The sequence below is a fragment of the Paenibacillus sp. MSJ-34 genome (assembly GCF_018918005.1).
GTDB lineage: Bacteria > Bacillota > Bacilli > Paenibacillales > Paenibacillaceae > MSJ-34.
In genome coordinates this window covers 42,480-56,410 of record NZ_JAHLPR010000008.1, presented here as the reverse complement: position 1 = coordinate 56,410, position 13,931 = coordinate 42,480, and the positions used below count along the sequence as shown (strand labels likewise).

At 51.0% G+C, this 13,931-nt stretch carries 16 protein-coding genes; 8 read left to right on the top strand and 8 right to left on the bottom strand.

The features are described from left to right. Positions 1-24 precede the first annotated feature (24 nt). The 5 genes from sufU to KQI79_RS05865 all read right to left on the bottom strand — a co-directional run bounded on the left by sufU (position 25) and on the right by KQI79_RS05865 (position 4,490). Entirely contained in the window at positions 25-456 is a 432-nt protein-coding gene (sufU, locus tag KQI79_RS05885) for a Fe-S cluster assembly sulfur transfer protein SufU (RefSeq protein WP_216537295.1), read from the bottom strand. Continuing rightward, positions 443-1,669 (bottom strand): cysteine desulfurase, encoded by a 1,227-nt coding sequence (locus tag KQI79_RS05880; RefSeq protein WP_216537294.1) that lies wholly within the window; start codon positions 1,667-1,669, stop codon positions 443-445. The genes sufU and KQI79_RS05880 overlap by 14 nt, the downstream gene beginning before the upstream one ends. Beyond that, positions 1,666-2,970, bottom strand: coding sequence for a Fe-S cluster assembly protein SufD (gene sufD / locus KQI79_RS05875; protein ID WP_216537293.1), 1,305 nt, complete (start codon positions 2,968-2,970; stop codon positions 1,666-1,668). The genes KQI79_RS05880 and sufD overlap by 4 nt, the downstream gene beginning before the upstream one ends. A gap of 23 nt (positions 2,971-2,993) precedes the next feature. Next, positions 2,994-3,776, bottom strand: coding sequence for a Fe-S cluster assembly ATPase SufC (gene sufC, locus KQI79_RS05870; RefSeq protein WP_216537292.1), 783 nt, complete (start codon positions 3,774-3,776; stop codon positions 2,994-2,996). 114 nt (positions 3,777-3,890) lie between these two features. Continuing rightward, on the bottom strand, positions 3,891-4,490 hold the full coding sequence (locus KQI79_RS05865) for a DUF1802 family protein (RefSeq protein WP_216537291.1): 600 nt from the start codon (positions 4,488-4,490) through the stop codon (positions 3,891-3,893). A gap of 236 nt (positions 4,491-4,726) precedes the next feature. Here KQI79_RS05865 and mtnA point away from each other — a divergent pair, with 236 nt between their 5' ends. Further along, on the top strand, positions 4,727-5,785 hold the full coding sequence (mtnA, locus tag KQI79_RS05860; protein WP_216537290.1) for an S-methyl-5-thioribose-1-phosphate isomerase: 1,059 nt from the start codon (positions 4,727-4,729) through the stop codon (positions 5,783-5,785). A gap of 91 nt (positions 5,786-5,876) precedes the next feature. Here mtnA and KQI79_RS05855 read toward each other — a convergent pair whose 3' ends face one another. Continuing rightward, positions 5,877-6,179 (bottom strand): YunC family protein, encoded by a 303-nt coding sequence (locus KQI79_RS05855; protein ID WP_216537289.1) that lies wholly within the window; start codon positions 6,177-6,179, stop codon positions 5,877-5,879. A gap of 269 nt (positions 6,180-6,448) precedes the next feature. On the opposite strand from KQI79_RS05855, the gene KQI79_RS05850 reads away from it, so the two are divergent. Next, complete coding sequence (locus KQI79_RS05850; protein WP_216537288.1) at positions 6,449-6,742, top strand: hypothetical protein; 294 nt, start codon at positions 6,449-6,451, stop codon at positions 6,740-6,742. Positions 6,743-6,790: 48 nt separating this feature from the next. On the opposite strand, the gene KQI79_RS05845 is transcribed toward KQI79_RS05850, so the two are convergent. Together KQI79_RS05845 and KQI79_RS05840 are read right to left on the bottom strand one after the other, a co-directional pair. Next, positions 6,791-8,449, bottom strand: a complete 1,659-nt coding sequence (locus KQI79_RS05845) for a putative bifunctional diguanylate cyclase/phosphodiesterase (RefSeq protein ID WP_230190734.1) — start codon at positions 8,447-8,449, stop codon at positions 6,791-6,793. 13 nt (positions 8,450-8,462) lie between these two features. Further along, positions 8,463-8,840, bottom strand: coding sequence for a DUF423 domain-containing protein (locus KQI79_RS05840; RefSeq protein ID WP_216537287.1), 378 nt, complete (start codon positions 8,838-8,840; stop codon positions 8,463-8,465). Between the two features lie 186 nt (positions 8,841-9,026). Between KQI79_RS05840 and KQI79_RS05835 the strand changes: the two genes are divergently transcribed. The 6 genes from KQI79_RS05835 to KQI79_RS05810 all read left to right on the top strand — a co-directional run bounded on the left by KQI79_RS05835 (position 9,027) and on the right by KQI79_RS05810 (position 13,926). Beyond that, entirely contained in the window at positions 9,027-9,422 is a 396-nt protein-coding gene (locus tag KQI79_RS05835; RefSeq protein ID WP_216537286.1) for a hypothetical protein, read from the top strand. A gap of 243 nt (positions 9,423-9,665) precedes the next feature. Next, entirely contained in the window at positions 9,666-10,388 is a 723-nt protein-coding gene (locus KQI79_RS05830; protein WP_216537285.1) for a Crp/Fnr family transcriptional regulator, read from the top strand. Between the two features lie 132 nt (positions 10,389-10,520). Beyond that, the gene (gene yhbH / locus KQI79_RS05825; RefSeq protein WP_216537284.1) at positions 10,521-11,669 is read left to right on the top strand and encodes a sporulation protein YhbH; all 1,149 of its coding nucleotides are present in this window, start codon (positions 10,521-10,523) and stop codon (positions 11,667-11,669) included. Next, positions 11,669-13,102 (top strand): SpoVR family protein, encoded by a 1,434-nt coding sequence (locus tag KQI79_RS05820; RefSeq protein WP_216537283.1) that lies wholly within the window; start codon positions 11,669-11,671, stop codon positions 13,100-13,102. Before yhbH ends, KQI79_RS05820 begins: the two co-directional genes overlap by 1 nt. Positions 13,103-13,216: 114 nt before the next feature. Further along, positions 13,217-13,609 (top strand): nucleotidyltransferase substrate binding protein, encoded by a 393-nt coding sequence (locus tag KQI79_RS05815; protein WP_216537282.1) that lies wholly within the window; start codon positions 13,217-13,219, stop codon positions 13,607-13,609. Beyond that, complete coding sequence (locus KQI79_RS05810) at positions 13,606-13,926, top strand: nucleotidyltransferase family protein (protein WP_216537281.1); 321 nt, start codon at positions 13,606-13,608, stop codon at positions 13,924-13,926. The genes KQI79_RS05815 and KQI79_RS05810 overlap by 4 nt, the downstream gene beginning before the upstream one ends. Positions 13,927-13,931 lie beyond the last annotated feature (5 nt).

Below are 13,931 nucleotides of genomic sequence, written 5' to 3'. Positions count from 1 at the left end.
CGAGGCTTCCCCGTAAGTCCACATTTAATGTTTATGCTGCTCTTGCTCTATTCCTTTGCGCAAAGCGTTCCAAGCCAGCGTGGCGCATTTGATGCGCGCCGGGAACTTATTGACTCCGGCCAACGCTTCGATATCTTCGTATTCTTCGAATTCGGCCGCTTCGCCTTTCATAAGCGAAGAGAAGCGCGCTGCCAAATCCATCGCTTCTTCCAACGTTTTTCCTTTGACCGCGTCCGTCATCATCGATGCGGAGGACATGCTGATAGAGCAGCCTTCGCCGGTAAATTTCGCCGCTTTCACGATGCCGTCTTCCACTTGCAGCTGCAGTGAAATCCGGTCCCCGCATGTCGGGTTGTTAAGGTCGACCGTTACGGCTTCCGCGTCGAATTTCCCTTGATTGCGCGGATTTTTATAATGATCCATGATAACGCGGCGGTATAAATCATCCAATTGCATCGCCGAAGAACTCCTTTGTTTGGATTAAGGCGCTCGCAAGACGGTCGACATCATCTTCCGTATTGTATAAATAGAAGCTCGCCCGCGCCGTGGCGCTCGCCTTCAGCCAGCGCATCAGCGGTTGGCAGCAATGATGTCCGGCGCGGATCGCGATTCCTTTCGAGTCGAGCACCGTCGCCACGTCATGCGGGTGAATATCGCTTAGATTGAACGTAATGAGTCCGGCGCGTTCCTCGCGCGGCCCGTAAATCGTTAATCCTTCGATTTGCGAAAGCCGGTCCAGCGCGTAGACCGTAAGCCGCTTCTCATGACGATCGATTTCATCCATGCCGATCTCTTGCAGAAAATCGATTGCGGCGCCAAGTCCGACCGCGCCGGCGATGAGCGGCGTGCCGCCCTCGAATTTGTAAGGCAGTTCCTTCCAGGTCGACTCGTACAAATCGACATGATCGATCATCTCGCCGCCGAATTCGATCGGCTCCATCCGATCGAGCAAATCTTTTTTGCCGTACAAGACGCCGATTCCGGTCGGACCGCATAATTTATGGGCAGAGAACGCGTAGAAATCGCAATTCAAATCCTGCACGTCGATTTTCATATGCGGGGTGCTTTGCGCCCCGTCGACAACCATGACCGCGCCGCGGCGGTGGGCAATTTCCCCAATTTGCTTGATCGGGTTCACGACGCCGAGCACATTGGACACATACGTCATGGCGACGATTTTCGTGCGGTCGGTAATGGTCCGCTCCGCATCGCTCAGGTCGATCGTGCCGTCTTCTTGCAGCGGGATATATTTCAACGTCGCTCCCGTCGCCTTCGCCACCTGCTGCCACGGAATCAGATTGCTATGATGCTCCATCGGCGTAATGACGATTTCGTCGCCTTCGCGGCAAACCGCCCTTCCGTACGACGAAGCGACGAGGTTCAAGGACGTCGTCGTTCCGCGCGTGAAAATAATTTGTTCCGAACGCTCCGCGTTCAAAAACTTCGCCACTTTGGCGCGGGCGCCTTCATACGCATCGGTTGCGCGGGACCCGAGCGTATGTACGCCGCGATGCACGTTGGCGTTATCGTGTTCATAGTACTGTTTCACGGCCTCAATGACCGAGACCGGCTTTTGCGAAGACGCGGCGCTGTCGAGATACACTAACGGATGCCCGTTAATTTCCTGATTCAAAATCGGAAAAAGCTCTCGAATTTGCGCGGCGTTCATTGTCCTAACTTCCTTTCAACGAGGCTTTGCAGCTGATTTTGCGTGCCCTCGTGCGTAATTTCCGCAATGACGGGAGCCAAGAAACCGTATATAATGAGCCGTTCGGCCTCTGCTTTAGAAATGCCCCGAGACATCAAATAATACACTTGCTCCGGATTGACCTGTCCGACCGATGCGGCATGTCCCGCCGTAACGTCGTCCTCGTCGATCAACAAAATCGGGTTCGCGTCTCCGCGCGATTTCGGGCTGAGCATCAACACTTTTTCGGTCTGCTCCCCGTTCGCTTTCGTTGCGCCTTTTTCGATTTTGGTAATCCCGTTAATAATCGCCGTCGCTTCGTCGCGCATGACGGCGCGGGTAATCATTTGGCTGTCCGAGCTTTTGCCGAAATGGACGGCTTTCGTCGTAATGCTCAAATTTTGCGAATGGTTGCCGATCGCGATGATTTTCGCATCGGATTCGGAACCGTTTCCTTGCAATACGGACATCGTCTCCGACATCGCATTGCCGTTATGCATCTCTCCTACGACCCATTCGATCCGGCCGTCGTTCTCAACGACGGCGCGGCGGTATGTCAAATCCGTCGCCGACTCGCCCAAATGATGGACGGAAGCGTAATGCACTTTCGCGCCCGGTTTGACGAATACTTCCACGATGCCGTTATGAACGAATGGCTCGGCCATGTCCGCCGAAAAATAACGGTCGATATACGTTACCCGGCTGTTCGAGTCGGCAACGATCAACACATGCGGCGCAAACGTCGCTCCGGCGTCGTCAGCCAGGAAGCAAGCTTGCAGCGGCACTTCGACTTCCACGTTCTTCGGCACGTAGACGAACACGCCTCCGTTCCACAAAGCCGCATGAAGCGCGGTCAAACGGTTTTCGTCCTTCTTGACGGCCGTCATGAGATGGCGTTTCACCAAATCCTCATGTTCCTTGGCGGCCGTCTCCAAATCGGTCAGAATGACGCCTTTGGCCGCCAATTCGGCAGACAATTGCTTCAAGACGGCGCTCGAGTTGCGCTGCACGACCACATTGCTTGCGTCGTCCAATTTGGCCAGATCTTGCACGGTCTGCGGCAATTCCGCCACGGATTTCACCGCATCCGCTTGTTTATAGGAACCGTAGGCGTCCAAATTCCAACGGTTGATTCTCATTTTCTCCAATGTTGGCCATTCCAACCGGCCGGCGAGTTCCAAAGCGTTCAATCGCTCGGCGGACAGCCAAGCGGGTTCGTTCTTGCTTTGCGACAAGGCGGCAACAGTTTCGCGGTCAACCGGAAGAATCGTTTGTGTACTCATGTTTCCTCATCCCTCCTCCGGTGTTAGGCTTCTTGGCCCACGGTTTCGTCAACGATGCCGAGTTCTTCTTTCACCCAGTCGTAGCCTTCGTTCTCGAGACGTTCCGCCAGTTCCGGACCGCCGGATTTGACGATGCGTCCTTGCATCATGACATGCACGAAGTCCGGTTTAATGTAGTTTAACAAACGCTGGTAGTGCGTAATAATCAAAAAGCCGCGGTCTTCTTGACGCATTGCGTTGACGCCGCTCGCCACGATTTTCAAAGCGTCGATATCCAAACCGGAGTCGATTTCGTCCAAAATTACGATTTTCGGCTCAAGCATCATCATTTGCAAAATTTCGTTCCGTTTTTTCTCCCCGCCGGAGAAGCCTTCATTTAAGTAACGGTGCGCGAATTCCGGATTCATTTCGAGCTCTTTCATTTTGCCTTCCATTTGGCGAATGAACTTGATCAATGAAATTTCGTTGCCTTCGCCGCGGCGGGCATTGATTGCGCTGCGCAAAAAGTCGGAGTTGGTCACGCCGGCAATTTCGCTCGGATATTGCATGGCGAGGAACAAACCTGCGCGCGCGCGTTCGTCTACTTCCATTTCCAGCACATCTTCTCCGTCCAATGTAACGGAACCTTCGGTCACTTCATATTTTGGATGCCCCATAAGCGCGGAAGCGAGTGTACTTTTCCCCGTTCCGTTCGGTCCCATGATGGCATGGATTTCTCCGCCATTCATTTCCAGGTTGATGCCTTTCAAAATTTCTTTTCCTTCGATGGTAGACTTTAGCCCATCAATAACAAATTTCGTTGCCATGATTTTGCTGCTCCCTCCGAGATCGTATATTTTGAAAATCAGAAAAGGTATTACGTTGTAATTATTCTAAAATGATTCTCATTGATTCTCAATATACTCATCTTATAATATTTTTTATAATAAATCAATTGAACGGCAAGCTTTTTCGATTTGTTCAAGCTGGATTTCAAATTCGCGATCGCCTATAACCGGGCTCATCCCGGAGGCCGAATTTCCCGCGTCGAGACCGACCCACGACTTGCAGCCGAGATGCTCCGGAACGATCGGAATTTCCAGCGGATCCTGCAAGCGGTAGACGCGAAGCACGATAACATGCAAAGGATGCTTTCTCTTCCATTTCAGCCGCTCTTCCGCGAAACGGTCGGTCCATATGTGTAAATGACGCAACCGGTCTAGCGTTTCTTGATCTCGTATTTCGATATCGCGGACGGCTTCCGCGTAAGCGGCGATCGTAACGGACGAATCATTCGGAGACCAATCGGCAAGCGTTTCGTTCAAGACGTGCTGATATGTGTCTTTCAATAAATGTTTACGTTGATGCTCGTATGTCGGGTATAAGTAAAAAGAATGGCTCTTCAGTTCGAAATGTTTCGTCTCTTCTACGATCCCGCCTTTGCGCATGACGATCGTTTGCCGGCCATCCAGCAACGCTTGAACGGCGACGGCCCATTCTTTCAAAGCGACGGCCTGTCCGGTTTGCGACAGATGTGCCATATCGTCCGTTTCCACCTCCCGTCTTATTAGAGTCGCCCCTATTATACCGAAATTACGCGGCGGTTCAACCGTAAATGGAAAATTTAATATTTTACCCTGCCCGAATATTCGCTATACTAGAAGAACGATCGCCCTTTCGGACGCGATACCGGAATGTTCGTTCGACAAAGACGGGCGTAGAATCCATTATTAGAATGGCCATTTTCCAATAAATCATAAATGCAAGGAGTCATAGGATGAAAACTACAACGCTTCAATCCGTCAAATGGGCGGGTACACATCTCGATTTGCTCGATCAGCGGCTTCTTCCGGGCGATATTGTCATATTGGCGTTAACGACGGCGGAGGAAGTATGGGAAGCGATCCGTCATCTGAAAGTGCGGGGCGCGCCGGCGATCGGCATTGCCGCAGCCTACGGCGTCGTCCTCGGCGCCCGCAGCTACGTTGGCGAGAACCGGGCGGACTGGCTGCGCGAAGTCGAGCGCCGGGCGGATTATTTGGCGACATCCCGTCCGACTGCGGTCAACTTGTTCTGGGCGCTCGACCGTATGAAACGGCATGCGGCCGAACTGGCAAACGGCGGGGACAAGTCCGTTTCCGAATTGAACGAAGAGTTGCTTGCCGAAGCGAATCGGATTCAAGCGGAGGACGAGGAGGTGTGCCGCCGGATCGGCGAACATGCGCTTACGTTATTCGAGAGCGGTATGGGCGTGCTGACGCATTGCAATGCCGGGGGACTCGCCACGGCCAAATACGGAACGGCGCTCGCACCGCTTTACTTGGCCCAGGAGCGCGGCATCCGTTTGAAAGTGTTCGCGGACGAGACCCGTCCGGTGCTGCAAGGCGCGCGGCTAACGGCGTTCGAGCTGCAGCAGGCCGGCGTGGACGTAACGCTGATTTGCGATAATATGGCCGGGCACGTCATGTCCAAGGGCTGGGTGCAGGCCGTCATCGTCGGCACAGACCGCGTTGCCGCAAGCGGTGACGTCGCCAACAAAATCGGCACGTACAGCTTGGCCGTACTGGCGAAAGCGCATGGCATCCCTTTCTACGTTGCCTGCCCGCTATCGACGATCGATTTGCAAACGAACACCGGAGCGGAAATTCCGATCGAAGAGCGTCCGGAGAGCGAAATTACGGAAGGTTTCGGCATGCGCACCGCGCCGCAGGGCGTGCGGGTGTACAATCCGGCGTTCGATATCACCCCCCACGATTATGTAACGGCCATCATCACCGAACGCGGCATTGTCCGTCCGTCGTACCGCGAGAATCTGGCGAAATTGTTCGAATCGTAATCGATCACGGCTTCATCGGGGCTGCCGCGCAGGCAGCCCCGTACTTTCTTCCATTCGCCCGGCAGTCGTTAACGTCGCGGAACTGCGCGGACTACAACATTTTCAGTACGGCCTCTTTCCCTTTCATTCCGGCGAATATGCCTAATTCTTCGGCGCCGTAAGTAACCGATTCCAACGGGGCTTCCAGTAAATCGCCGATGGTGCGGACCCCTACCGCCCTGCCGGCGACAATGCGGCGATCCCCCAGTTTATCGTTGAGCAGTTTCACGTCCAGCGCTCCGCACATAATGTAGCCTTTGTCCGTCGTAACGGCAAGCAGCGTCGTTTTCGGAAGTTTCACTTCGATGCCGACAACGGTCATCCCTTCGATTTGCAGCGGCTCGACTCGGATCATCTGCATGCACCTCCTTCAACCTGTCTGACTATACTATATGCGCGACTTTTTAACAGGTGCGGACATACGGGCGGGAGGCATGGCGGAACTTCCGTCCCGGCCGGGCGCTTGCCAATAAAGACCTGGTCGTTCCTTAGACGGATATTTCCTACATTCCTACTATATATCCCGACCAATTCATGGTACAATATATTGGAAATGTAATAGATATTTTATTCACTCTAACCAATTCGTCTCATTAGTCTGCTTGAAGTTGGGGGCCATTAGTAATGAAAGCATTGTCATCTACGTCAACGAACAGATCACCGGACTACTTATTCAACGTTGACCTCAGTTCGGCCATCTTATCTTCCGATATGTCCATTGAAGATGTCATTTTTGCATGCATTCAGCAAAATCGTTTAATTCGTTTTAATATAAATAAAGGATTAGGCGTAAAACTAAGCGTTCCCGGACGTTTGCTCGATTACGATCCCGAAACGCAAATCATCTGCGTGTATCACGACGACGAGAAACAGGTTTATACGTTCCAATTAAATGAAATTGACGATCTTGTCGTATAGAAAGGGAGAGCCGATTGGTCGGTTCTCCCTTTCTCGTCGTCCCGTCGGTCACATCGCGAGCAGCATCTCTTCGAGCTGCTGCACCGGAACCGGAGGGCTGTAATAATATCCTTGGATTTCGTCGCAACGGTGCTCCTTCAAAAAATCGAGCTGCTCTTCCGTTTCGACGCCTTCGGCAATGACCTGCAAATTCAAATTATGGGCCATGGCGATAATGGCCGCTACGATCGCCGCGTCGTTCGGATCCTGCATAATATCACGAACGAATGAGCGGTCGATCTTCAAGCGGTTGATCGAAAAATTTTTCAAATAACTTAACGAACTGTATCCCGTCCCAAAATCGTCGATGCTGATCCGAATGCCCAATTTGCTAAGCTCCATTAAACAATGGGATGCGCGATCGACGTCCATCGTCATGCTCTCCGTAATTTCCAAATCGAGATAGCGGGCGTCCAGTCCCGTCTTCTTCAGTACATGCTCCACCTTCTCGTACAGATTCTGGAGCAGAAATTGCCGCACGGACAAATTGACCGACACCGGAATTGGCGGCAATCCGGCATCTTGCCACGCTTTGTTCTGCCGGCAAGCTTCTTCCAATACCCATTCGCCCAAAGGCACAATTAAACCGTTTTCTTCCGCGAGCGGAATGAACACGCTCGGCGAGACCATTCCTTTGACAGGATGATTCCAGCGCAACAACGCTTCCGCACCGACGATTCGCCCGGTTTCCATCTCGATCTGCGGCTGGTAATGCAGCACGAATTCCCGGTTGCTCATCGCCTTGCGCAAATCATGCTGCAGCGTCAACCGTTCCAACGATTTCATATTCATATCGGGGGAATAACCCCGGTAATTGTTACGTCCTTGCTCCTTAACGAGCGTCAGCGCGATATTCGCCTTCTTGATCAGCGAGCCGGGATCGTCGTTGCGATCTTCGTTCATTGCGATGCCGATGCTGGCCGTCAGCAAAAAAGGATGATCCTGCAGTACGAACGGCTCCTCAAGCAGTTGGGTAATCAATTCTCCCTTTTGCAACGCTTCCGATTCCGATTCGACATCGACGAAGAACAACGCGAATTCGTCGCCGTCCATCCTCGCAACCATATCGCGCTCGGTCACGCATCTCGTCAGCCTTTCGGCAACCTGCATCAGCAGCATGTCGCCGAATTCCTGCCCGAAGGAATCGTTAATCAATTTAAATCGGTCCAAATCCAAATAGAGGACGGCAATATAGCGATCCCGATACAATTCCAGCGCATTGTCCAAATGATCCATAAATTGTTTCCGGTTCGGCAGTCCTGTCATATCGTCATAATTCGACAAGTAACGAATGCGATCGTTGATCCTCCTGCGCTCGCTGATGTCTTGGCAAATGAACAGCACGTGGCTTACGTTTTCGTCGATGGCGACCGGCGCCGCAGTAATTTGCAGATCGACGCGGTAACCGCTTTTATGTACAAGATAAGATTCGAATCTTTTTTTGTTTCCTTGCAGCACATACTGAATATCGGCGACGGGGCATTCCGACAACATATGCAGCGGGCGCCCGACCAACTCGTGGTCCTCATAACCCGACATTTCCCAAGTGTACGGATTGGTGCGGAGAATGGTTCCCGACGTATCCAGTACGATGACGGAAATGGGGCTGTAATCCAGCATCGTTTGCAGCAATCGTTCCTGTTGCAACAGCAATCGCTCGTTCATCATGCTCCCCCTCCGATTATGATTTACGAACCGCAGCGAGCGCAAGCATGAGCCAACCCGCCAAAAAAGCCACTCCTCCGATCGGGGTAATCGCCCCGAGCATTTTCAGACCGCTGACGCTTAATATGTACAAGCTTCCCGAGAACAAAATGATTCCAATCCATAACAATCTTGCGGACCATAAGACTTTCCGCGAAGAAGACGGAAGCGAACCCGCAAGCAACGCGACGAGCAAAATGCCGAACGCATGCACCATATGATATTGCACAGCCGTCTCATAAGTCGCGATCTGCGACGCGGTCAACGTCGACTTTAATATATGCGCCCCGAATGCGCCCAGTCCTACCGCCGCCAACATATTCAAACTTCCGATGATTACATAATTACGCAGCAATCCGAGACACCTCTCTTCATTGTTGTACCGCATAGTTACTAATCTTATCATAAACAAATCTATACGATTTTACCATCATGAATTGTCATACCGGAAATAATGATTGCAAAAAACGTGAAACACATAGAAAATATATGGAAGAGACCATGAATCAAATGTTTGGTTTAGAAAGGAGTATTTTGTATTATGGAAGCAACTTTCACCCCGTATCCGCAGCACCCGAACGAACGAATGAAACATTCCGGGCCGGGCATCGCCTCCTTTATTATCGGATTAGTCGGTTTAGTTTCGTTAATCGGGCTATTGATCGGAGCGGCCGTCGTCACCGTCAACTTAGTATCCGATTTTTCCGCCGGCGAACTGCCGTCGCAGGAAGTGCTGGAGCAAAGCGGCGGCATTATCGTTATCGGACTGCTCGCCATTCTCATCATTTTCATGATTTTGATCGGATTGATTTTAGGCATCGTCGGACTTGTCCTTAAAAACCGCAAAAAGGCATTCGCCATAACGGGTACGGTCATAAACGGCCTGCTGCTGATCGGCACCGTTTCTTTGATCGTCCTCGGCCAATACGCAGCCTAGAATCCGCATGCTTCCCTCTTCGCTTCGGAGAGGTTTTTTTCGATCATGCGCACAACCTCATTATTATTTATCGGCTATTCAACATCAATGAAAAAGATCATGGAACGATCGCATTGCGTGTCGCGAACGAGGAAGAACCTCCGGTCTCAGGGCCGGAGGTTCTTTTGTGATTTTCTTTATATTCAGTGCATTGCATATATCCTTATACTGTTGATGATCAGGATTATCAAAGGGGGAGAGCGGATGCGCAATATGATGCCTTTACTTCCGCGATCGAGGAATACGGATTGCTTCTCCGATACCAGCATTCGGAAGCTGCAAGAAGCGATGCTGCCGTATCGGGCCGGGGCGGACGGCTTCCTGTTTACGGAAGGAGAACCGGCGACGAAGGCGTTTTATATCGAGACAGGCCGGGTGAATTTGACCAAAGCGAGTGACGACGGGAAGGAACTCGTCTTTTTTACGTTTCGGGAAGGCGATTTGGTAGGACAAATCGAACCGTTTCGCGATACGAGACAAAGCTTTAACGCCAAACCGTCGGACAACAGTCTGTTAGGCATCGTCGATAAAAAAGATATTGAGGCGTTATTGCTGCGGCATGGCGATTTCGCGGTAGAGTTTATGAAATGGATGGGACGCATGCATGCGCTCACGCAAAACCATTTCGTCGATCTCCTGCACCACGGCAATCCGGGTGCGCTCTGTTCCGCGCTGCTCCGCTTGTCCAACCTGTACGGAACGGAACATGAAAACGGCATTTGCATTTCGGAAAAAATGGCCGTCGCGGACCTGGCCGCCTATATCGGGGCGACGGGAACGAGTGCGAGCAAGATGCTGGAACATTTGCGCCAAGAACAGATCATCAGTTATGAAAGCGGTTATATCGTCCTCAAGGACTTGGACTATTTGCGAAAGGGCTGCCATTGCGAGCATTGTCCGGAACCGGTTTGCCGCATATCGCGCTAGCCCCGTTCGCCGGTCCGCAAAGGTTGACGGATGCAATTTACGCCGATTCCCCTCACATATCATTCTCCCGTTTGAATATATTGAATAACAACGGATTTCTACTTTTATACTTCAACGAGGGGGTGTTCTCCTATGGATCCGTCCGTCTTTATCGTGTCCCGCGAGGATTGGTCGCTGCACCGCAAAGGGTTTCAAGATCAGAGCAGACACCAGCAAAAGGTGCGCGAAGCGATCAAACAAAATTTGCCCGATCTTGTAACGGAAGAGAACATTATTATGTCCGACGGCAAGCAAATTATTAAAGTGCCGATTCGCAGCTTGGATGAGTACCGTTTTATTTATAATTACAATAAAAGCAAGCATGTCGGCCAAGGGGACGGGGACAGCCAGGTAGGAGACGTGCTTGGCACCGATCCGGCGCAATCGCCGGGCAAAGGCGATACGGCGGGCAATCAGCCGGGGAGCGATATTATCGAAGCCGAGGTCAGCATTGCCGAACTGGAGGAACTGTTGTTCGAAGAACTGGAACTTCCCCATTTGGAGGATAAAGATAAGGAACAGCTCGAGACGACCGATATTCGGTTTAACGATGTCCGCAAAAAAGGGATTATGTCCAATATCGACAAAAAACGCACCATCCTCGAAAATTTGCGCCGCAACGCGATTACCGGCAATCCGGGAATTCACGGCATATCTCCGGAAGATTTGCGTTTCAAGACATGGGAAGATATCGTCACCTCCCATTCAAGCGCCGTCATCATCGCGATGATGGACACTTCCGGATCGATGGGCAGTTTCGAAAAATATTGCGCCCGCAGCTTCTTTTTCTGGATGACCCGCTTCCTCCGCCATCAATACGAAAAAGTGGAAATCGTCTTCGTCGCCCATCATACGGAAGCCAAAGAGGTGACGGAAGAGGAGTTTTTTACGCGAGGCGAGAGCGGAGGAACCATTTGTTCATCCGCCTATATCAAAGCGCTTGAAATCATCGACCGGCGTTACCCGCCTTCGCAATATAATATTTATCCGTTTCATTTTTCCGACGGCGACAATTTAACGTCCGACAACGAACGCTGCGTCAAGCTGATCCAGGAATTGCTGAGGCGATGCAATATGTTCGGATACGGGGAAGTTAACCAGTACAACCGCAGCAGCACGCTCATGTCGGCCTATCGGCATATCGACAATCAAAAATTCGCATATTACGTCATCAAAGAAAAGGGCGAAGTATATCGGGCCCTCAAGACGTTTTTCAAAAAAACGCCGGGGGTGACGCGCTAATGTCCGATGAAATCGCCCGCTTGGAATACGCGATTCGCGAAATTATGGAGGTGGCCGACGGCTTCGGCCTTGATTATTATCCGATGCGGTACGAAATTTGTCCGGCGGATATCATTTATACGTTTGGCGCATACGGGATGCCGACCCGCTTCAGCCATTGGAGTTTTGGGAAAACTTTCCATAAATTGAAGATGCAATACGATTTTGGCTTGAGCAAAATTTACGAATTGGTCATTAACAACAATCCATGTTACGCCTTCCTGCTCGACGGCAATTCGCTCATCCAGAACAAGCTGATCGTCGCGCATGTGCTTGCGCATTGCGATTTTTTCAAGAACAACGTCCGCTTCTCCGCCTCGAACCGCAATATGGTGGAAAGCATGGCCGCAACCGCCGAGCGCATCAGCCGTTATGAAATCGAGCATGGGACGGAAGCGGTCGAGAAATTTATCGACGCCGTGCTCGCCATCCAGGAACATATCGACCCGGGGCTGATCAAGCCGCAGCGTCTCGACAAAAAACGGTATACGGATTTGCTGCTGAAGCAGCAAAAAGAACGCGCGCAGCAAGGGAAGGAGCAAGGCGAGTACGACGATTTATGGAATTTGGACGATCTCGGCCACTTCCCTTCCGCCGGGTCGAAAGAACGTCATTTCCCTCCGGAACCGGAAAAGGATCTCGTTTGGTTCATCCAAGAGTTCTCCACCGTTCTCGAAGACTGGCAGCGCGACATTATGTCGATGCTCCGCGAAGAAATGCTCTATTTCTGGCCGCAATTGGAAACCAAAATTATGAACGAGGGCTGGGCTTCATATTGGCATCAGCGCATCATTCGCGAGCTCGACTTGACGTCGGAGGAAACGGTCGAATTCGCGAAGTTGAACGCTTCCGTCGTCCAGCCGTCCACCCGCAGTCTGAACCCGTATTATCTCGGGCTGAAAATATTCGAAGACATCGAGCGGCGCTGGGAGCATCCGACCGAAGAGGAGCGGGAAAAGCTCGGGCGCAAGCCGGGCCAGGGGAGAGCCAAAATATTCGAGGTGCGCGAGTTCGACTCGGATCTGTCGTTCATCCGCAACTACCTGACCAAAAAATTGACCGAAGAACTCGATTTGTACGTGTTCGAAAAGAAAGGGTCGGAGTGGAAAATTACGGATAAAACATGGGAAAACATTCGCGACCAGCTCGTCTATTCGCGCGTCAACGGCGGTTTCCCTTACATCGTCGTGCAAAACGGCGATCATTTGCGCAACGGGGAATTATACTTGCTGCATCGTTTCGAAGGAATCGAGCTCGATTTGAAATATGTGGAGCGCACGCTGCCATATGTTTATCATTTATGGGGGAAAACCGTCCATTTGGAAACGGTTGTGGAAGATAAGCAAGTGCTGTTCACATACGACGGCAAAAAGCATAATCGCAAATTTCTATGACAAGAACGCGGGGGAACCTCTTCCCCTGCGTTCTTGAGCAAATTGACTGTTGCCTGACCCAAATCTATAATTAGAGATAATCAAAGCATGCCGAAAAGGAGGCTCCCTAAAACGATGGAAGAATATCGTTGGAAGCAGCGGTTCGACAACTACCGGAAAGCCTTTTTGCAACTGACTGAATTTATAGATAAAGGCCGGCTGAATAAATTTGAAGCTCAAGGACTAATTCAATGCTTCGAGTATACGTTTGAATTAGGTTGGAAGACGCTGAAAGATTATTTAGAGCAAGAAGGTTTTGATGTAAACAGTCCTCGATCGGCGATCCAAACCGCATTCCAAGCGCAATTGATAACAGACGGACATATTTGGATCGACATGCTGGAAAAAAGAAATATGATGGCGCATACATATAATGAAAAATATGCGGAACAAGCGGAACGCCTCATTCGCGAGCATTACTTCCACGTATTGCAAGATCTTAGCGTCATTCTTGGTGCGAAACGATGAAATTCGGGCTGAGCAACGAAGACTTGAATGAAATCGTACAAATCATTTCCGCGTTCGATGCGATCGAGAAAGCCGTCTTGTTCGGATCTCGCGCCAAAGGAAAATTCAAACCCGGATCCGATATCGATATTGCTATCTATGGCGATAAAATAAACTTCCATGTCGTTTCCAAATTGCATGCACAGCTCGAAGACAACAGCAAAATGCCTTACTTGTTCGATATCGTTGACGGCACGCATCTAACGAATCTTGAACTTCGAAATCATATCGAACAAGTTGGACAAATCATTTTCTCCAAATCGGCGCCAAAACTATAACATCG